This window comes from Pseudoalteromonas sp. UCD-33C, from assembly GCF_001306895.1.
In the GTDB taxonomy this organism is placed as follows: Bacteria; Pseudomonadota; Gammaproteobacteria; order Enterobacterales; family Alteromonadaceae; genus Pseudoalteromonas.
In genome coordinates this window covers 199588-219350 of the sequence record NZ_LJTB01000003.1, presented here as the reverse complement: position 1 = coordinate 219350, position 19763 = coordinate 199588, and the positions used below count along the sequence as shown (strand labels likewise).

Genomic DNA, 19763 nt, shown 5'->3' with positions numbered 1-19763 from the left:
GTAGCATTAATTTTGGCACTTGCGGCGGCAAATTGCCTCTTTAGTTTTAGGTGAATTATGGCGATCAGTGATATCAATTTGCAGGTTAAAACTGAGCAAGGTACTGGTTTTTCAGGCAAAGACTCAGAGTCTAGCGACAAAGCATCGGGCTTAAGTTTTTTAACTTCACTTACAGAAGCAAGTGAAGCGGCAAACGCGCAAGCAAATACCACCCCTCAAACAAAAAGTGATGCAGATACTCATTCTGTTGATGAAACTAAAGCTGTCAGTATTTCTGAAGAACCTAAATCAGATGCCAAATTAGGCGACGAAAACACAACTGCTGATGCTAAAGTTGCAACTGCTACCACGTCTACACAGCAGCAATCTAAAACAAGTCCAGATATTCGTAATGCAGCTGTAACTAAAGAGCCAAGCGAAGAACTTGCACTTGTAGAAGATGAAGAAAACTCACTGCTTTCGCAAATTAATGCAGCTCAAGCTATGAGTACACGTGTTAATAAATTGATTGAAAATAATGACTTTAGCCCGGTAGTTGTTGATAAAAAACCAACCCCAATCGATACCATTACACCTGTTATACCTTCACCGATGACAGACGTTGCACAAACCGATGATTCAAAAGCCGACGCTGAAGGCGACAGTTCAATAGCAAGCTTATTACATAAGTCTAAAGTTGCGACAGCGGTAGATAGCCAGCTAAAAGCGATTGGCGATTTACCACCAAAAGATAGCGTGACTCCGATTGTTGATGGTCCATTAACAGACAAAGAAAAGCAGGGTGTTTCAGCTGTTAATACACCGGATACAAAACCTCAGGTAGCTAACTTTGCCAGTGCAACACAAGCAACTGACAACAAAGAAACCACAGTTGATGTAGACGCTCTGTTAAATAGCGCTCAAAAACAGACTGTGAATTCAGACGCTGCAAAAACATCTGATGGCAAAGAACTTGGCTTAAATGAGACAAGTAAAACTGTTTTAAATAAGGTGGTTGCAGATTTAAATAGCGATGATCAAGTAGATACAAAAACAGCTGAAGTTAATTCAAAACAAACACAAAGCTTCACTGACAAAACGGCAGCAAATTTCAGTACTGAGCAAAGCATTGTTAAAAACATTGAAGCTGGCGCGGCAAAAGTGGCAGATAAACCAACTGACGCAGCAACCAAAGTTGATCAAGCCGTAACAGAAAAACCAGTTTTAGATAAACCAGTAACAGATAAGTCAATCGTTAGCTTGCTGGCCAAAGTACAAAGTGGCGATGGGCAGGCTGTAAGTGAGTTCGCTAAAGGTTTATCGCTAACCTCTGAGCAACAAAAGCAACTTGAGCAACAAATAAATCAACTTAAAGCTGATAATAAGCTCGGTGCTGATGAGGTGGCAACAATCAAGTCGCTATTGACTGATGTGAACAGTAGTAAGCCTACAACGCAAACTGCACAGAGTCCTGTATCACAACTTGCTGTAGAGCAAGACATTGCTGAAGAAAGCCAGGCAAAACAAGGTGCTGAATTAGCTGACAATAAGGCTCTCGATAACAAATTACCTACAGGCGTAGAAAAGCAAATCACGGCGCTGACTAAGGATGAGCAGCAAGCATTGTTAAACAAAGTGAATACTCAGCTGCAAACGTTAACGCCGGGCACTGCTCAGTACGAAAAATTAGCTGCAGCTCAAACTGTGCTGACAGAGGCTATAAATGCCCCTGCAACAGCCAGTACTGCGATGCCAGTAACCGCAGCAACAGTTAATGTTGAAAATAATAAAGCGAAACAAAATAATACCGCGCAAATTACAGCCGATGTGACAAAAGTAGTTGCTAGTGAAGAAGTAACCACAGAGCTTGATACAAAAATTAATACAGAACGTACACAGGAAACTGTTACTGTGCGTGTAGCTCAATTATTTACCCAGCTAACGACTCAAGCAAATGCAACAACACAACCAGGTGCCTATGAGATGGCTCATCAGCAATATGAGCAAGCACTAGACGTACAAACACTGCATACACAAACAACTGCGCAAACTCAGACTCAATCTAAATCGGTGAATGTTGACCCTGGTGTAATGCAAGCGATTAATATCATAAAAAGTGATGCTGCAAAGATGCTTCAAGAGCGAGTTAGCGCGTTACTAAATATTAATAATAAAGAAGCTGAAATTCGCTTAGATCCGCCAGAAATGGGCAGTATGCAAATTCGTATACGTAGCGATGCGGAGCAAGCTCAAATTAATTTTGTTGTTCAAAATCAGCAGGCTAAAGAAGCTTTAGAGCAATCAATGCCACGCTTACGAGAAATGCTTGCACAGCAAGGTATTGAGCTTGGTGAAAGTAGTATTCAGCAGGGGAACCCTGAGCAACAACAAGAGCAGTCTGGGCAAGGGCAGCTTGCTGGAAATCAACAAGCTGAGGAGCAGCAGCCAGAAGTAACAGCACAAAGCGCAGAAACTTCTCGACAACAATCTTCATCATCAATAGATTACTATGCATAAGTCCTGCTATTATAAGAAATAAAATAGTTACAGCGCGATAAACAGCTTGCTGTAACTTTGAGGGAAGTGACAATGGCCGAAGAAGCAAATTTAGAAATAGAAGATACGGGTAAAGGCAAAAAGAAGCTGATTATCATCATTGCTGCTGTAGTGTTGATTGCTGGTGCTGCTGCGGGTTACTTTTTATTTATGGGCGATGATGCCCCTGAAGAAAGCCTAGCAGATGAAACCACAGTGACAGAGGCTGCTGCACCATCGAGCTCCGCACAGATTGGTTCGGCTCTGTATGTCGCAATGCCACGCCCATTTGTATTTAATGTACCCGGTGCTAGTCGCGACCGAATTGTACAAATAAAAGTTCAGCTACTTGTTCGCGGTGAAGTGAACGAAGAAACTGCCAAAAAGCATATTCCACTTATCGAAAGTACCTTACTTGGCGTTCTTTCAACAACGACCGCAGATGAATTAGGTACCAGTGAAGGTAAAGAGTCAGTACGTGTTGCTGCACTTGAAAAAGTACAATCAGCATTAAGTGATGTTGAAGGTAGCAAAGTGATAGAGCGGGTATTATTTACCGGCTTTGTGATGCAATAAGGGGTCAGCGTGAGCGATTTATTATCTCAAGACGAAATTGATGCGCTCTTACATGGCGTTGATGAAGTCGAAGAGGAAGATATTCACGAAGGTGATGACTTAGACAGTAATACCTTACAGTATGACTTCTCATCACAAGATCGTATTGTTCGGGGTCGTATGCCGACCTTGGAGATCGTGAATGAACGTTTTGCCCGTCATATGCGAATTAGCCTATTTAACATGATGCGCCGCACCGCTGAGGTGTCGATTAACGGCGTACAAATGATTAAATTTGGCGAATATATTCATACCTTATTCGTGCCAACTAGTTTGAACATGGTACGTTTTCGTCCGTTGAAGGGCACCGGCCTAATTACCATGGAAGCCCGATTAGTATTCATTTTGGTGGATAACTTTTTTGGTGGTGATGGCCGCTATCATGCAAAAATAGAAGGCCGTGAATTTACCCCAACAGAACGCCGTATTGTTCAAATGCTGCTTAAAATCATCTTCGAAGATTATAAAGAAGCATGGGCGCCGGTAATGGATGTGTCTTTTGAGTACCTTGACTCAGAAGTTAACCCAGCGATGGCTAACATCGTAAGTCCAACTGAAGTGGTTGTTATTAGCTCTTTCCATATTGAGCTAGATGGTGGTGGCGGTGATTTCCATATCGCATTACCTTATTCGATGCTTGAGCCAATCCGTGAATTACTCGATGCCGGTGTGCAATCAGACACTGAAGACACTGACTTACGTTGGAGTAAAGCATTACGTGATGAGATCATGGATGTTGAGGTCGATTTATCGACTCAATTGCTTGAGGTTGATCTAACGCTACAACAGATTATGGAGCTTAAAGCTGGCGATATTATCCCTGTTGAAATGCCAGAACATATCACCGTATTTGTAGAAGAATTGCCGACCTTCAGAGCGAAAATGGGCCGCTCTCGTGACAATGTGGCACTACAAATTAGTGAAAAAATTAAACGCCCTGAATCAGTTAAGTCAGAACTACATGTGTTCACAAAAGGTGGCAAAAAACTGGATTCAGATGCAGAATTAGCAGAACTAGAAGAAGATCTACATCTATCTGAAGGTGTAGATTTAGACTGGTAGTCGATTTATAAGGTTAAACATAATGAGTGATGATCAAGATACAATGGACGAATGGGCTGCGGCACTAGCCGAAGCTGAAGAAGCTGAGGGTGGCTCAGGCGATGCTGCTGTAGCGGAGCTTGATGAGTTAAAAGATGAAAGACATGAGCTGTCTGGCGACGAAAAACGTAAACTTGATACTATCTTGGACATTCCAGTTACTATTTCGATGGAAGTGGGTCGTTCAAAAATCAACATTCGTAACTTATTACAGCTTAACCAAGGTTCAGTGGTAGAACTAGACCGAGTCGCTGGTGAGCCACTTGATGTATTGGTTAATGGCACCCTGATTGCGCATGGTGAGGTGGTTGTCGTCAACGATAAGTTCGGTATTCGTTTAACTGACGTTATCAGCCAAGTTGAGCGTATTAAAAAGTTACGATGAATGCTTTAGTCGCTTTAACAAGTGCGTCGAGCACTGCATTTCCTACGGCATCACCGACGGCAGATTTACTGTCTATGGTGATGTCTTTGCTTTTAGTGCTGGTGGTTATTATTGCTTTGGCTTTTTTGGTTAAAAAACTAAATCCAAATCTTGCTAATAGTGATGAATTTAAAGTAGTGCGCAGTTTGCCTTTAGGTTCTCGTGAGCGCTTGATGGTCATTGAAATCGATAACGCTCAGCACCTAATTGGTGTGACCCCGCATAGTATTAACTACCTGCATAAACTAGAAACACCATTACAAGAAAAAGAACTGCCAGAACTTGCCAAAAAATTTGGTAAGTTACTGAACCCACAATCACCTTCAAATAAAAAGAATTAACGCTATGATCAAGTGGATACTTATTTTAGCAAGTGTGTTGTTTTTGCCGTCGGTTAACGCTGAAGGCATAGAAGCACTGACCATTACCACCAACCCTGATGGCTCTCAAGATTACTCCGTGACGCTACAAGTGTTAGCGATTATGACGGCGCTGAGTTTTATTCCAGCGGCGGTCATTATGATGACTTCATTTACACGGATTATTGTGGTTCTGGCGATATTACGCCAAGCAATAGGCTTACAACAAACTCCATCGAATCAAATTTTGTTAGGTATGTCGCTGTTTTTAAGTATTTTTATTATGGCGCCAATTTATCAGCAAGTGAATGAGCGCGCTATTGAGCCATACTTGAATGAACAAGTTACCTCAGTGCAAGCATTAGAACTTGCCAAAGAGCCAATGAAAGCGTTTATGCTCTCGCAAGTTCGTATAAAAGATTTAGAGACTTTTGCGAAAATAGCTGGTTATGAGCAATTAGATTCGCCAGAAGACACGCCGTTGATTGTATTGATCCCAGCGTTTGTTACCAGCGAATTGCAAACGGCCTTTATCATTGGTTTTATGTTTTTCATCCCATTTTTGATTGTGGATTTAGTCGTGGCCTCCGTATTAATGGCCATGGGTATGATGATGCTTTCGCCGATGATTGTATCTTTGCCGTTTAAGATTATGCTGTTTGTATTAGTAGACGGTTGGAGCCTTGTGATGGGCACGCTGGCGAAGAGCTTTGGGCTCGGGGTGTAACAATGCAATTCAAGACACATAATTAGGTAGGAGAGACAAAATGGAACCAGAAATTTTTGTCGATATACTCAGTGACGCGCTATTCTTAGTTATAAAGTTAGTGTCTGCAATCGTAGTACCTGGCTTATTAGTCGGTCTTGTAGTGGCAGTTTTCCAGGCGGCAACATCAATCAATGAGCAAACCTTAAGCTTTTTACCTCGTTTGCTGATTACCATAAGTGCACTTATTATCGGTGGTCACTGGTTCACGCAAGAGCTTATGGACTACTTCACTCGCTTAGTGATGTCGATACCGGAGATAGCAGGCTAAATGGAATTTCCATTTGCGGTTATTATTCAATGGCTCAGCGATTTTTTGCTGCCATTAGTGCGTATTAGCTCAATGATTATGATCATGGCAGGCCTTGGTGCGAAGAATGTACCAAGCCGAATTAAGCTTGGTTTAGCGGTAGTTGTAACCTTTGTTGCTGTGCCTATGCTGCCCCCTGCGACTTTTAATAACTTATTTTCGTTTGAGATGATCCTTGTGGTCATTCAGCAAATGCTTATTGGTGTGGCGATAGGCTTTGCTTCAGTACTATTATTAAATACCTTTGTTTTAGCAGGGCAAATACTCGCGATGCAAACTGGTCTTGGTTTTGCGTCCGTCGTTGATCCATCGAATGGTCTGAGTGTACCCGCTGTGGGTCAGTTTTACCTGATTTTGGCTACCTTACTGTTCTTTGTTTTTAATGGTCACTTAATGATGATCCAAATGGTCATTCATAGCTTTGAAGTATTACCAATTGATGGCAATTGGTGGGCGGTTGATCATTATTGGGATATCGTTACTTGGGGCGGTTGGATGTTCACCACAGCCTTGGTGCTTGCTTTAGCACCACTGACAGCTATGCTGGTTATTAACATGTCGTTTGGTGTGATGACCCGTGCGGCACCGCAGTTAAATATTTTTTCGATTGGTTTTCCGTTTACCTTAGTGGCTGGGCTCGTGATTATTTGGGCAACGCTAGGTAACTTCATGACTCAATTTGAGTTTCAGTGGTTAAAAATGGTTGAGTTAATGTGCAGCCTTGTTGGTTGTACACCTTAGGAGCACGCCATGGCTGAAGATTCAGGTCAAGAAAAAACCGAAGAACCCACGCAGAAAAAAATTGATGATGCCAAAAAGAAAGGTCAGGTTGCCCGCTCAAAAGAGCTAGGTACAATGTTTGTGCTTATCTTTTCAGCTATTTCCTTATTGTTGTATGGACCTGAAATTGGCAAAGGTCTTTATAATGTGATGGGGCGCTTATTAAGCCTTAACCGTAATGAAACCTACGACACCACTAAAATGTTTTCAGTGTGGGGAATTGTTGCGGATGCGTTGTTATTCCCTATGGCAATGTTTGTGTTGATCATCGTGATAGCCGCTTTTGTTGGGAATACTTTACTGGGGGGCTATAACTTTAGTTGGCAAGCGGCAGCACCAAAAGCAAGTAAGATGTCGCCGGCTAAAGGTATTAAGCGTATGCTTGGCCCTCAAGCAGGAGTAGAGCTAGTTAAGTCTATTTTAAAATTTGTAGTGGTTGCAGGTTTTGCGGTGTTCTTAATTAATACTTTCTTTGATGAAATACTGCACCTAAGCATTGAAAGCGCGCCCGGAAATTTTATCCATGCACTCGAAATCCTCTCTTGGATGTTCTTGGGGTTAACTTGTACGTTAATCATTATTGCAGCAATAGATTCTCCTTATCAAAGTCACAAACACCATAAACAGTTAAAAATGACCTTACAAGAGGTAAAAGACGAATTTAAAAACTCTGAGGGTGATCCGCAAATAAAAGCGCGTATTCGCCGTACTCAGCGTGAAATGTCGCAAAGGCGTATGATGCAAGACGTGCCTGATGCCGATGTGATTGTAACCAACCCGACGCACTACTCAGTCGCGCTTAAATACGATACAGCTAAAGCGGGTGCGCCAATTGTGCTTGCTAAAGGCGTGGACGAGCTTGCTATGCAAATTCGTAAAGTGGGTAAGGGTAATGACGTGCCAATTGTTGAATCACCGATGCTTACACGTGCACTGTATCACACCACCGATGTGGGCAATCAAATACCTGATCAGCTATTCACAGCCGTTGCGCAAGTGCTGGCTTATGTCTTCCAGTTAAAGCGCTTCCAAAAAGGGCGTGGAAAACGTCCTGTTCCACTTAATAAAAAGCTCCCAATACCCGATGCTTACAAATATTAGTAAGTAGTTATATAACTTGGAATAGTTATTGCAAATTCCGTGTAGTGTCAATATTTTGAAATTGTTGAATTATGGAATTTAAAGCGGTATTACAACAACTTAACAGAGATAAAAAAGAATATGCGAAGGGTATCGGCACGCCGTTAATGGTACTTGCTGCGCTGGGCATGGTGATTTTACCCCTGCCGCCATTTCTTTTAGATATTCTATTTTCGTTTAATATCGCGTTAGCACTGGTGGTGTTACTAGTTACTGTTTACACCATGAAACCACTTGAATTTGGTATGTTCCCTGCGGTTCTACTAATTGCAACCATCATGCGCTTAGCACTGAATGTCGCCAGTACCCGTGTGGTATTGCTAGAAGGTCATAATGGTGGAGATGCAGCCGGTAAAGTTATCGAGGCCTTTGGCTCGGTGGTTATCGGCGGTAACTATGCAGTTGGTTTAGTGGTCTTCCTGATTTTAATCATTATTAACTTTGTGGTTATCACCAAAGGTGCTGGCCGTATTTCTGAAGTATCAGCTCGCTTTACTCTTGACGCAATGCCTGGTAAACAAATGGCGATTGATGCTGACTTAAACGCCGGTTTCATCAGTGCAGAGCAAGCTCGTGAACGTCGTGAAGAAGTCACCCGCGAAGCCGATTTCTATGGTTCAATGGATGGTGCGAGTAAGTTCGTAAAAGGCGATGCAATAGCAGGTATCGTTATTCTAGTGATTAACATCGTTGGTGGCTTATTTGTTGGTATGATCCAACATGATTTATCGTTCAGCCGTGCGATGGAAGTATACACCTTACTAACCATTGGTGATGGTCTAGTTGCACAGCTACCTTCACTGTTACTGTCTATCGGTACCGCAATCGTTGTTACACGTCAAAATGAATCGCACAATATGGGCGACCAAGTTAAGACTCAGCTAGGTAACGAAAAATCACTTTATATCGCATCAGGTATTTTAATCATCATGGGTATTGTGCCGGGTATGCCGCACATCGCATTTTTAAGCTTAGGTGCATTACTCGGTTACCTTGCTTATTTCACACAGCAACAAAAAGCCAAAGCAGAAGCCGAAAAAGCAGAGCAAGAGGCAAATGGTGGTGCACCAGGTACAGGTGTTGCCAATAAACAAGAACAAAAAGAGCTGGGTTGGGATGATGTTCAGCAAGTTGATGTTATTGGTTTAGAAGTGGGTTATCGCTTAATTCCACTTGTTGACCAATCTCAAGGTGGTGAACTGTTAAATCGTATTAAAGGTGTGCGTAAAAAACTGTCTCAGGAGCTTGGCTTCTTGGTACCTCCTGTGCACATTCGCGATAACTTAGAGCTCGACCCTAACGCTTACAGAATTACTATGATGGGTGTTTCAAGCGGTGAAGGTGAGCTTAAGCATGGTGATGAGTTAGCGATTAATCCAGGCCAAGTATTTGGTCCAATCAAAGGGGTTGCTACAAAAGATCCTGCATTCGGATTAGATGCGGTGTGGATCAAACCTGATCAAAAAGATGAAGCACAATCACTTGGCTATACCGTCGTTGATTCTGCAACTGTGGTTGCAACTCATATTAGCCAGTTACTTACTAACAGTGCTGCTTTACTACTTGGTCATGAAGAAGTACAAAACTTATTAGATATGTTAGCGAAGAGTCATCCACGTCTTGTTGAAGGACTGGTTCCTGACGTATTACCACTTACTACTATCGTAAAAGTGCTACAAAACTTACTCAATGAAGGAGTGGCAATTCGCGATATGCGCTCGATTGTTCAAACCCTTGTTGAGTATGGCCCACGTAGCCAAGACCCAGATGTACTAACGGCTGCAGTGCGAATTTCACTGCGCAGACTAATCGTTCAAGACGCTGTTGGTATGTCTTCTGAGATCCCTGTCATAACCTTGGCGCCTGAGTTGGAACAGATGTTGCATCAGTCACTTCAGAATGCAGGTGACGAAGGTGCCGGAATAGAGCCAAGCCTTGCAGAGCGACTTCAACAATCATTGAATGAAGCGCATCAAAACCAAGAAATGGCCGGTGAACCTTCGATACTGTTAACGTCAGGAATGTTAAGAACTGTGTTATCTCGCTTCGTTAAGTACACCATCCCAGGTTTAAGGGTGATGTCTTACCAAGAGGTACCAGACGAAAGACAGATTAAGATTGTCAGCTCAGTAGGCCAACAATAGGATAGTAAAGGGGTTGAACCATGAAAATTAAACGTTTTTTTGCTAAAGATATGCGCACAGCACTGAAAGAAGTGAAAGATGAACTAGGTGTTGATGCGGTTATTATGTCGAACAAAAAGCTTGCTAACGGCGTTGAAATCGTTGCAGCTGTTGATTACGACAAAGCAGCCCCGAAAGCCGAAGCTAAACCAGCAGTGGCACAATCAGCAGTGGCACAATCAGCAGTGGCACAATCAGCACCTGCTCCACAGCATAACTTTGTTAAACCTGAGCCAATGCGTGCTAAACCTGAGCCGCAAGCGAAAGTTGCTGATAGCCTACAAGCGTTACTTGAGCGTCAAGCCCCACGCCCTCGTTCGCCAGAGCTTGCGTCAATGTTTAGTCAATCTGGTATTGATACGAGTGAACACTATCAACCAAAAGAGCCAAGCTTTGAGCAGCAACAGCCTGAATATAAGCAAGCTCCTCGTTATCAACAGCAAGCAGCACCTCGTGTACAAACTCAAGCACATAGCTTAGGTTTTGATGACGACTTAGATTCTGGTTTTGATGATTTAGATTCACCAGCCGAGCACAAAAACTCAGCACCTGCGAATCAATCAGAAATGACGACCATGCGTGAAGAAATGAATGCGATTCGTCAATTACTTGAACACCAAGTATCTGGCTTAATGCAACAAGATATGGCACGCCGTGATCCGACTCGTGCATGTATGATTGACCGCTTAGCAGGTATGGGTATTGAACGTGATGTTGCAGAGCAAATGGCTTGTTTCATTCCTGACGACGTATCACGTCAACAAGCGTGGCAAGCACTTCTGCAAATGGTTGAAAACCAAATGCATACCACTAATAACGAAATTCTGCGTCAAGGCGGTGTATTTGCGTTAGTGGGTCCAACAGGCGTTGGTAAAACAACCACAGTTGCAAAATTAGCTGCACTGGGTGCACAAAAATATGGTGCTGATAAAGTGGCGTTGATCACCACTGATACCTACAGAATTGGTGCCTACGAACAATTGGCTACTTATGGTCGTATTATTGGCTGTGGTGTTAAGCAGGTAAAAGATGCGAATGAATTAGCTGAAGTGTTATACCATTTACGTAATAAGCGTCTAGTATTAATAGACACAGCGGGTATGAGCCAACGTGATTTACGTTTAACTGAGCAGTTAAATACCCTAATGCGTAATCAGCGTGTTGATATTCGTAGTTATTTAGTATTAAGTGCTACAGCACAGATAAATGTGTTGCAAGAAACCGTAAGACACTTTAAAAAGGTTCACCTAAGTGGCTGTATCTTCACTAAATTGGATGAATCTTTAAGTTTAGGTGAGATTATTAGCATAGCGATTCAAAATCGCCTGCCAATAGGGTATCTTACTAACGGTCAGCGCGTTCCTGAGGATATTCGCGTAGCGAATGCTGAAAAACTAGTGAAAAAAGCTGAACAATTGTATTTAAAACGAGCAAAAGCACAACATTCAAGACGTCAAGCAGTAGCGTCGAACACAGTAGGGATGTATGATTAACACAGTATTAGATCAAGCAAGCGGCCTGCGCAAAATGAATCAAAATAATAATAGTGGCGTTAAAGTTATCGCTGTTACTGGCGGTAAAGGTGGAGTGGGTAAAACCAACGTTTCACTCAATACCGCAATCGCATTAGGTCAGCAAGGAAATCGTGTATTAGTATTAGATGCCGATTTAGGTTTGGCAAACTGTGACGTAATGCTTGGCCTTCGTGTTGAACGTAATTTATCTCATGTTTTGTCAGGCGAGTGTGAGCTTGACGAAATTCTTGTTGAAGGCCCTGCGGGCATCAAAATTGTACCAGCGACGTCTGGTTCACAAAGTATGGTTGAATTAACGCCATCTGAGCATGCAGGCCTTATTCGCGCTTTTAGCGAGTTAAACACCGAGTTTGATATATTAATTGTTGATACCGCCGCAGGTATTTCTGACATGGTATTAAGCTTTTCTCGTGCAGCCCAAGACGTTGTTGTGGTTGTATGCGATGAACCTACCTCAATTACTGATGCTTACGCACTTATTAAAGTGCTTAGCCGTGAGCATGGCGTATATAAATTTAAAATTGTTGCCAATATGGTGCGCAGTTTGCGTGAAGGGCAAGAATTATTTGCTAAACTTTCAAAAGTAACGGATCGTTTTTTAGATGTTTCAATGGAGTTGGTAGCAACCATTCCTTATGACGAGAACATGCGTAAATCTACGCGACGTCAAAAGGTGATTGTTGAATTATTCCCGAACTCACCGGCAGCGGTGGCGTTTAAAACATTAGCAACAAAAGCAGTTAAGTGGCCGATCCCTAATCAACCGTCTGGCCATTTAGAATTTTTTATTGAAAAACTAGTAAACGGCTAACTATGACAACATCGGTGAATAAAGCGATGGGATATCAATCAGCACAGAATTTAAATGCGATTGTCGAAAAACATGCCTCTTTAGTCAAAAAAGTGGCGTGCCATCTAATTGCTCGTTTACCTGCCAGTGTGCAACTCGATGATTTAATTCAATCAGGCATGATAGGCCTAATTGAAGCGTCAAAAAACTTTGATGCTAGCAAAGGTGCTAGTTTCGAAACCTTCGCTGGAATTCGTATTCGTGGTGCGATGTTAGACGAAATTCGTAGAGGTGACTGGGCGCCACGCTCAGTTCACCGAAATGCCCGCCTTGTGGCTGAAACCATTTCCGAATTAGAAAGCACTTTAAATCGTGAGCCCAAAGATACTGAAGTCGCTGAAAAACTTGATATTACGCTAGATGAGTACCATCATATTCTACATGATGTAAATTCGAGTAAAGTATTAGGTATTGAAGATTTAGGTGTAGATGAAGACGTCATCACACCAGTAGGTCAGGATTTAGGACTAGACAAACCGTTTAATAACGTTAAAAATGAGCGGTTTAACCAGTCTCTATTAACGGCTATCCAATCGTTACCAGAAAGAGATGCTCTCGTTTTGTCTTTGTACTACAACGACGAAATGAACTTAAAAGAAATAGGACACATACTCGATGTTAGCGAGTCGCGTGTGAGTCAAATACATGGTCAGGCGATGATTAAGCTCAAAGCAAAAATCAATGACTGGATTAATTAGTAGTAAGTAAATAAAGGTTCAAACCTCACCGGAGGATGTTTTGGATAAAAACATGAAAATTCTTGTTGTTGATGATTTTTCTACAATGAGACGTATCATTAAAAATCTATTAAGGGATTTAGGTTTTACCAATGTGCAGGAAGCTGACGACGGTTCAACAGCATTGCCAATGCTACAAAATCAAGAATTTGATTTTGTTGTAACAGATTGGAACATGCCTGGTATGCAAGGTATTGATTTGTTACGTGCAATTCGTGCTGATGATAGCCTTAAGCATATTCCTGTATTAATGGTGACAGCTGAAGCGAAAAAAGAACAAATTGTTGCTGCTGCTCAAGCAGGTGTTAATGGCTATATCGTTAAACCATTCACTGCTGCGACACTTAAAACCAAATTGGAAAAAGTGTTTGAACGTTTAGGTTAATCTAAGGGGAGAGGCTTATGTCAGCACTTGCTGCGCCTCAAATAAGTTTAGAGCAAGCTCGTCAACTTGTTGAGTATCTTGAAAATGGTGAACAAGAAAAAGCAGATAAGCTCATTCTTGACGCTGCATCAAAAGAACAATCAGAGTTGTTTGCTGAAGTCGGCAAATTGACGCGTCAGCTTCATGAAGCGTTAAAAAACTTTGACCTAGATACTCGTCTCACTGATTTAACTACCGACGCGATCCCAGACGCTAAGCAGCGCTTAAATTATGTTATGGAAATGACAGAAAGCGCCGCCAATAAAACCATGGATGCGGTTGAAGCAAGTTTACCAATAGCGCAACAACTTGCTGATGAAATTGCCGCAATCAAACCTACGTGGGATCGTTTAATGAACCGAGAAATTGAACTCGGTGAATTTAAATCGTTATGTCATAGCTTAGATAAGTTCATGAATAACTCGCATACCAAAACCGATGAGCTCCAAGGTTTGATGACTAATGTGCTGATGGCGCAGGATTATCAGGATTTAACCGGACAAGTTATTCGCCGTGTTATTGAGTTGGTGCGAGAGGTAGAAGACAGTTTAATTAATCTCTTAACTGTGTTTGGCAGTCAAGAAGATGGTCATCAACAACAAGAAAAACAGGCCATAGAAAAAGCACCTGCAACAAGTGACACACTAGCAGGTCCTGAAGGGCCAATTATTGATAAAGAGTCTCGCGATGATGTTGTCTCAGGACAAGATGAAGTCGATGATCTATTATCAAGTCTGGGCTTCTAAGAGGAGAGTAGCTGCATGAGCTTTGAAGTCGATGAAGATATATTACAGGATTTCCTTGTTGAAGCAGGAGAAATCTTAGAGCTTTTGTCAGAGCAATTAGTCGAGCTTGAAAACAACCCAGAAGACAAAGATCTATTAAACGCCATTTTTAGAGGCTTCCATACTGTTAAAGGTGGTGCAGGCTTCTTAAGTATGACTGAGCTTGTAGATGCGTGTCATGGTGCAGAGAATGTTTTCGATTTATTACGTCAAGGTGTACGCAGTGTAACACCAGAACTAATGGACGTAATTTTACAGGCTCTCGATACTATCAACGAAATGTTCGCTACGATTCAAAATCGCGAACAGCCAGAGCCTGCAGATCCAGCCCTATTAGAAGTCCTTCATAAATTAAGTCAGCCACCAACCGCAGAAGAGCTTGCAGGTGAAGACTTATCTGTAGCAGAGGATGTTGCAGTTGCACCTGAAGAACCCGCAGTTGAAGAGCCTGCTGTTGATACGCCTGAAGTCACAGCAGATACAGCAACAGACAATATCGATGAAGATGACCCGTTTGCGTTTGATATGTTATTTGATGGCGGCGGTCTTGCAGATAGCAGCGCTGAGCCTCAAAATATTGACGAAATCACCGAAGACGAATTTGAAAGCTTACTAGATGAACTGCATGGCAAAGGGCAAGGTCCAGCAGCGACTGCTCCTGAAGCAATTAGCAGTGATAGTGACGATATTACCGATGATGAATTTGACAGCTTATTAGACGAACTGCATGGCGTTGGTAACTTCGGTGAAGTAAAACAAGATACTTCTGCTCAGCCTGAAGCAGCAAAACCAGCACAGCCGGCTCCTCAAGCACCTGCAGCAGATACTTCAACCAATGACTCAGACGATGAAATTAGCGATGACGAGTTTGAAGCGCTGCTTGATGAATTACACGGTAAAGGTACTGCTCCTCAGTCTTTAGAAACGGCTGCGCCAGAAAAAGCGCCTGAACCACCAAAAGCAGAACCTGCAAAACCAGCACAGCCTGCAGCATCAAAACCGGCACCTGCGCCTAAACCTGCTGCCGCAGCGCCTAAACCTGCTCCAGCTCCTGCAAAAGCACCAGAAAAATCGCCTGCAGCCTCTGCTGCACCGAAAAAAGCGCCACCACCACAGGCAGAAACAACGGTACGTGTTGATACTAAACGTCTCGATGAAATCATGAACATGGTGGGTGAGCTGGTATTGGTCCGAAACCGCTTAGTGAGCCTTGCTAATAACAGCAATAGCGAGTCAATGGGCAAAGCCATCTCTAACCTAGATGTGGTAACCGCAGACTTGCAAGGCGCGGTTATGAAAACCCGCATGCAGCCAATTAAGAAAGTATTTGGCCGTTTCCCGCGGGTTGTTCGTGACTTAGCCCGTAGCTTGAAAAAAGATATTAACCTGCAGCTAGTTGGTGAAGAAACCGATTTAGATAAAAACCTTGTTGAAGCACTTGCTGATCCATTGGTGCACTTAGTGCGTAACTCTGTTGACCATGGTATTGAAATGCCAGATGTGCGTGAAGCCGCAGGTAAACCGCGTACAGGTACCGTAACGCTTTCGGCATCACAAGAAGGTGATCACATCCTACTAACCATTCGTGATGATGGTGCAGGTATGGATGCTGAGAAACTGAAAAAAATCGCAATTAGCAAAGGGGTGATCGATCACGACCAAGCAAGTCGCTTGTCGGATACCGAAGCGTACAACTTAATCTTTGCACCAGGTTTCTCAACCAAAGAAGAGATCTCTGACATCTCAGGACGTGGTGTGGGCATGGATGTTGTTAAAACTAAAATCACTCAGTTAAATGGCTCGGTTAATATTCAGTCTGAGCTGGGTGTAGGTACTGTACTTGAAATCAAGGTGCCATTAACACTTGCTATCTTACCGACCTTAATGGTTGTTGTGGGTGAGCAAACTTTTGCATTACCACTTGCTGGTGTTAGCGAAATTTTCCACCTTGATTTAACTAAAACTAACGTAGTTGATGGCCAACTGACAATTATTGTACGTGAAAAAGCGATCCCGCTTTTCTATTTACAACATTGGTTAGTAAAAGGCGCCAACCGCCAAGAGCGTAAAGCCGAAGGTCACGTGGTGATTGTACAAATAGGTACTAAGCAAGTGGGCTTTGTAGTTGACTCGTTAATTGGTCAAGAGGAAGTTGTTATTAAACCTTTGGATGCCTTATTGCAAGGTACACCAGGTATGGCAGGTGCGACAATTACTTCTGATGGTGGCATTGCATTGATCCTCGACGTACCTAGCATGCTTAAACACTACGTTGGCTAATAATAAATAATAAAGTGCAGCATTTAGCTGCACTTTGAATGATATAAAACAAGAGAGTGCCAATGGCAGTCAAAGTATTAGTTGTTGATGATTCAAGCTTTTTTCGCCGCCGTGTAAGCGAAATTTTAGAGCAAGACAGCAATATTCAAGTGATTGGTTTTGCCGTAAACGGTCGTGAAGCGGTCGATAAAGCCCGTGAATTAAAACCTGATGTAATTACTATGGATGTTGAAATGCCGGTTCTTGATGGCATTAGTGCCGTGAAAGAAATAATGGCAGCAACACCGACTCCTATTCTAATGTTCTCATCACTCACCCGTGATGGTGCAACAGCAACCCTAGATGCACTTGATGCTGGTGCCTTAGATTTTTTACCGAAAAAATTCGAAGATATTGCGCGCAACAATGAAGATGCAATCGCGCTTTTACAAAATAAAGTAAAAGAGATTGGTCGCCGTCGCCTTTCTCGTTTTGCGCGCCCAGCACCTATTTCGCGACCAACTCCGGCACCTGTACCACGGAGCAGTAGCAGTACAAGTGCTCGCAGCGGGATTGTTCAGCCTGATCGCAGCTTTAGCCGTCCAGCTCCTGCTAGCTCGCCTGCAGCCTCGTCATCGAGTACAAGTAACATTCGCGCTTCAGGCAAGCAATATCAGTTGGTTGCTATTGGTACATCAACCGGTGGACCTGTAGCGCTACAAACAATTTTAACTCAGCTGCCAGCTAACTTTCCGCATCCAATTTTGCTTATTCAGCATATGCCAGCTGCGTTTACACCTGCTTTTGCAGCCCGCCTCAATGGATTATGCAGAATCAATGTGAAAGAAGCGCAAAATGGTGACCGCTTAATGCCTGGTACCGCTTATTTAGCACCTGGTGGTCAACAAATGCTAATAGAAGGACGAGGCGGCTCTCGCACACTACGTGTGTTTGAAGACGACAGTCCGCGTATTACTTATAAACCGAGTGTTGATGTGACTTTTGCTAGTGCTGCAAAAACCTTTGGTGGTGATGTGCTAGCTGTCGTATTAACGGGCATGGGCGCTGATGGCCGTGATGGTGCGCGTATGCTTAAGCAAGTCGGTGCTACTATTTGGGCGCAAGATGAAAAAACCAGTGTGGTGTATGGTATGCCACAAGCTGTTGCAAATGCGGGGCTGGCGAGCGAGAGCTTAGCACTAACCGATGTTGCAGCTCGCCTAACACGTGAGACTGGTTGTGGATAAGCTATCTTTTCTTGGCTTAATTGTCGCGATAAGTGCAATCGCCTTTGGTTATGCATTAGAGGGCGGTGTTGTTTCTGCACTATTTAATGGTCCTGCGCTTATCATCGTACTCGGTGGTACGCTTGGGGCTGTGATGCTTCAAACCCCTGCAAGTGTTTTTACTAAAACACTAAAGATCAGTCATTGGGTGTTTTTTCCGCCATATCACGATATTGATGCAGCCATCGAACAAGTTAAGCGTTGGTCACACAAAGCACGCCAAGAAGGTTACTTAGCCCTTGAGTCTGAAGCGCTGTCGCATTCAGATCCTTATGCGGCAAAGGGGTTGAGTCTACTTGTTGACGGGATTGATGAGCAAAAGCTCAGAGATACCCTTGAAATTGATTTAATGCTTGAACGCGAGCGCTTACTCGAGGTAAGCCGGGTTTACGAAGCAATGGGTGGTTATAGCCCTACAATTGGTATTCTAGGTGCGGTACTCGGTTTGATTCAGGCCATGCAATTTATCACCGATCCTGAAAAACTGGGTGCCGGTGTCGCTACTGCGTTTATCGCTACTATTTATGGTGTTGGTTTAGCTAACTTATTATTCTTGCCTATGGCGAATAAACTTAAGCAGCAAGTTGAGCAAAAAATGCTTTATCATGAACTACTTGCTGAAGGTATTATTGCTATTTCGCAAGGTGAAAGCCCACTTAATATCGAACTAAAACTTGAGGCGTACCGTGTAGAGCGCCCAAGCTTAGTTGACGAGTAATTTATTATGATGCGCCGTCGTCTGCGTCATAACACGTCAAAAAACCAACATACTGAACGCTGGCTTGTCTCTTATGCCGATTACATGACCATCATGTTTGCTTTTTTTGTGGTCATGTATGCTATCGCAATTAGTAAAAATGAAGATTTTCAAATTCTCTCAGACTCACTGGAGCAGGTGTTCGAAAAATCAGCTCGTCAGCAACAACAGGTTGGCACTGGGGTTAACGGCACAGGCATATTAACTGACAGAGTCAGCCCTGAGAACGACATTCTATACGGTGAGAGCATCCGTAAAGATGAGCAAGGCCCTGAATTACTCGATGGGCAAAGCGAAACCAGCAATATTGAGAAAAAACATCTCGGCAAGCCACTCGACAGCTTACTTACTAAATTGCAGTCTGCGCTTATTGATGAAATTCGTGATGGTGAAGCGAGTTTAGAGCTTCACCAAGATTGGCTTATTATCGAATTAAGTTCAGGTATGCTGTTTTCATCGGGCAGTGCTGTTGCACAGCAGCGTGCCAAGCAAGTTGTTGGTTTAGTGAAAGATATTATCGCACCGGTTGATAACTACATTCGCGTGCGTGGTTATACCGATAACGAAGGTATTCGTAATGAGATGTTTCGCTCAAACTGGGAGCTATCTGTAGCGCGGGCTACATCCGTACTGGTTGAGCTTGAGAGTTTAGGCATTAACCCTGCACGTATGGCTATTGAAGGCTACGGGCAGTATTCGCCCTTCGCAAGTAATGACACTGAGCAAGGCCGCGCAGAAAACCGCAAAGTGGTTGTTGCATTGTCTAAATATGGCTTACCGCCAAAAGAGCCAGAAAATACTGAACAAGAGTCACAAAACCAACCCCAACAGACGACAGAAATTGAGTTGCCAAGCGATGATAACAGCATTAAAGTGATTCAATTACCACATGGTGGCATTAGGATTACTACGCGCAATGAACAATAATAAGGTGTGAT

The 19763-nt window shown here is 43.0% G+C and carries 19 protein-coding genes; all 19 read left to right on the top strand.

Annotation, left to right across the window (positions count from 1 at the left end):
* Nucleotides 1-57: 57 nt before the first annotated feature.
* The 19 genes from AOG26_RS09085 (at nucleotide 58) to AOG26_RS08995 (ending at nucleotide 19752) form a co-directional block, all read left to right on the top strand.
* Nucleotides 58-2496: a flagellar hook-length control protein FliK gene (locus AOG26_RS09085; RefSeq protein WP_054562178.1), complete on the top strand. Its 2439-nt coding sequence runs from the start codon at nucleotides 58-60 to the stop codon at nucleotides 2494-2496.
* A 72-nt stretch (nucleotides 2497-2568) separates the two neighbouring features.
* The gene (gene fliL, locus AOG26_RS09080; RefSeq protein WP_054562177.1) at nucleotides 2569-3090 is read left to right on the top strand and encodes a flagellar basal body-associated protein FliL; all 522 of its coding nucleotides are present in this window, start codon (nucleotides 2569-2571) and stop codon (nucleotides 3088-3090) included.
* 9 nt (nucleotides 3091-3099) lie between these two features.
* On the top strand, nucleotides 3100-4191 hold the full coding sequence (fliM, locus tag AOG26_RS09075; RefSeq protein WP_054553268.1) for a flagellar motor switch protein FliM: 1092 nt from the start codon (nucleotides 3100-3102) through the stop codon (nucleotides 4189-4191).
* 22 nt (nucleotides 4192-4213) lie between these two features.
* Nucleotides 4214-4615, top strand: a complete 402-nt coding sequence (gene fliN / locus AOG26_RS09070; protein ID WP_054553267.1) for a flagellar motor switch protein FliN — start codon at nucleotides 4214-4216, stop codon at nucleotides 4613-4615.
* The gene (gene fliO / locus AOG26_RS09065) at nucleotides 4612-4995 is read left to right on the top strand and encodes a flagellar biosynthetic protein FliO (RefSeq protein ID WP_054553266.1); all 384 of its coding nucleotides are present in this window, start codon (nucleotides 4612-4614) and stop codon (nucleotides 4993-4995) included. Before fliN ends, fliO begins: the two co-directional genes overlap by 4 nt.
* 4 nt (nucleotides 4996-4999) lie before the next feature.
* On the top strand, nucleotides 5000-5740 hold the full coding sequence (gene fliP / locus AOG26_RS09060; protein WP_054553265.1) for a flagellar type III secretion system pore protein FliP: 741 nt from the start codon (nucleotides 5000-5002) through the stop codon (nucleotides 5738-5740).
* A gap of 40 nt (nucleotides 5741-5780) precedes the next feature.
* Nucleotides 5781-6050 (top strand): flagellar biosynthesis protein FliQ, encoded by a 270-nt coding sequence (fliQ, locus tag AOG26_RS09055; protein WP_054553264.1) that lies wholly within the window; start codon nucleotides 5781-5783, stop codon nucleotides 6048-6050.
* Nucleotides 6051-6830 carry a flagellar biosynthetic protein FliR gene (fliR, locus tag AOG26_RS09050; RefSeq protein ID WP_054553263.1) on the top strand — a complete coding sequence of 260 codons (780 nt, stop codon included), beginning with the start codon at nucleotides 6051-6053 and terminating at the stop codon, nucleotides 6828-6830.
* Nucleotides 6831-6839: 9 nt separating this feature from the next.
* Nucleotides 6840-7970 carry a flagellar biosynthesis protein FlhB gene (gene flhB / locus AOG26_RS09045; RefSeq protein WP_054562176.1) on the top strand — a complete coding sequence of 377 codons (1131 nt, stop codon included), beginning with the start codon at nucleotides 6840-6842 and terminating at the stop codon, nucleotides 7968-7970.
* Nucleotides 7971-8041: 71 nt separating this feature from the next.
* On the top strand, nucleotides 8042-10153 hold the full coding sequence (gene flhA / locus AOG26_RS09040; RefSeq protein WP_054562175.1) for a flagellar biosynthesis protein FlhA: 2112 nt from the start codon (nucleotides 8042-8044) through the stop codon (nucleotides 10151-10153).
* A gap of 20 nt (nucleotides 10154-10173) precedes the next feature.
* Nucleotides 10174-11685, top strand: coding sequence for a flagellar biosynthesis protein FlhF (flhF, locus tag AOG26_RS09035; RefSeq protein ID WP_054562174.1), 1512 nt, complete (start codon nucleotides 10174-10176; stop codon nucleotides 11683-11685).
* Nucleotides 11678-12538 carry a MinD/ParA family ATP-binding protein gene (locus AOG26_RS09030; protein ID WP_054553259.1) on the top strand — a complete coding sequence of 287 codons (861 nt, stop codon included), beginning with the start codon at nucleotides 11678-11680 and terminating at the stop codon, nucleotides 12536-12538. Before flhF ends, AOG26_RS09030 begins: the two co-directional genes overlap by 8 nt.
* Nucleotides 12539-12564: 26 nt before the next feature.
* Complete coding sequence (locus AOG26_RS09025; protein WP_054562345.1) at nucleotides 12565-13275, top strand: RNA polymerase sigma factor FliA; 711 nt, start codon at nucleotides 12565-12567, stop codon at nucleotides 13273-13275.
* Between the two features lie 40 nt (nucleotides 13276-13315).
* The gene (gene cheY / locus AOG26_RS09020) at nucleotides 13316-13699 is read left to right on the top strand and encodes a chemotaxis response regulator CheY (protein WP_016708035.1); all 384 of its coding nucleotides are present in this window, start codon (nucleotides 13316-13318) and stop codon (nucleotides 13697-13699) included.
* Between the two features lie 17 nt (nucleotides 13700-13716).
* On the top strand, nucleotides 13717-14484 hold the full coding sequence (locus AOG26_RS09015) for a protein phosphatase CheZ (protein ID WP_054562173.1): 768 nt from the start codon (nucleotides 13717-13719) through the stop codon (nucleotides 14482-14484).
* A gap of 15 nt (nucleotides 14485-14499) precedes the next feature.
* Nucleotides 14500-16803 (top strand): chemotaxis protein CheA, encoded by a 2304-nt coding sequence (locus AOG26_RS09010; RefSeq protein ID WP_054562172.1) that lies wholly within the window; start codon nucleotides 14500-14502, stop codon nucleotides 16801-16803.
* A 62-nt stretch (nucleotides 16804-16865) separates the two neighbouring features.
* Nucleotides 16866-18029: a protein-glutamate methylesterase/protein-glutamine glutaminase gene (locus AOG26_RS09005; RefSeq protein ID WP_054562171.1), complete on the top strand. Its 1164-nt coding sequence runs from the start codon at nucleotides 16866-16868 to the stop codon at nucleotides 18027-18029.
* Nucleotides 18022-18786 carry a flagellar motor protein gene (locus AOG26_RS09000; RefSeq protein ID WP_054562170.1) on the top strand — a complete coding sequence of 255 codons (765 nt, stop codon included), beginning with the start codon at nucleotides 18022-18024 and terminating at the stop codon, nucleotides 18784-18786. The genes AOG26_RS09005 and AOG26_RS09000 overlap by 8 nt, the downstream gene beginning before the upstream one ends.
* Nucleotides 18787-18792: 6 nt before the next feature.
* On the top strand, nucleotides 18793-19752 hold the full coding sequence (locus AOG26_RS08995; RefSeq protein ID WP_054562169.1) for a flagellar motor protein MotB: 960 nt from the start codon (nucleotides 18793-18795) through the stop codon (nucleotides 19750-19752).
* Nucleotides 19753-19763: the final 11 nt, after the last annotated feature.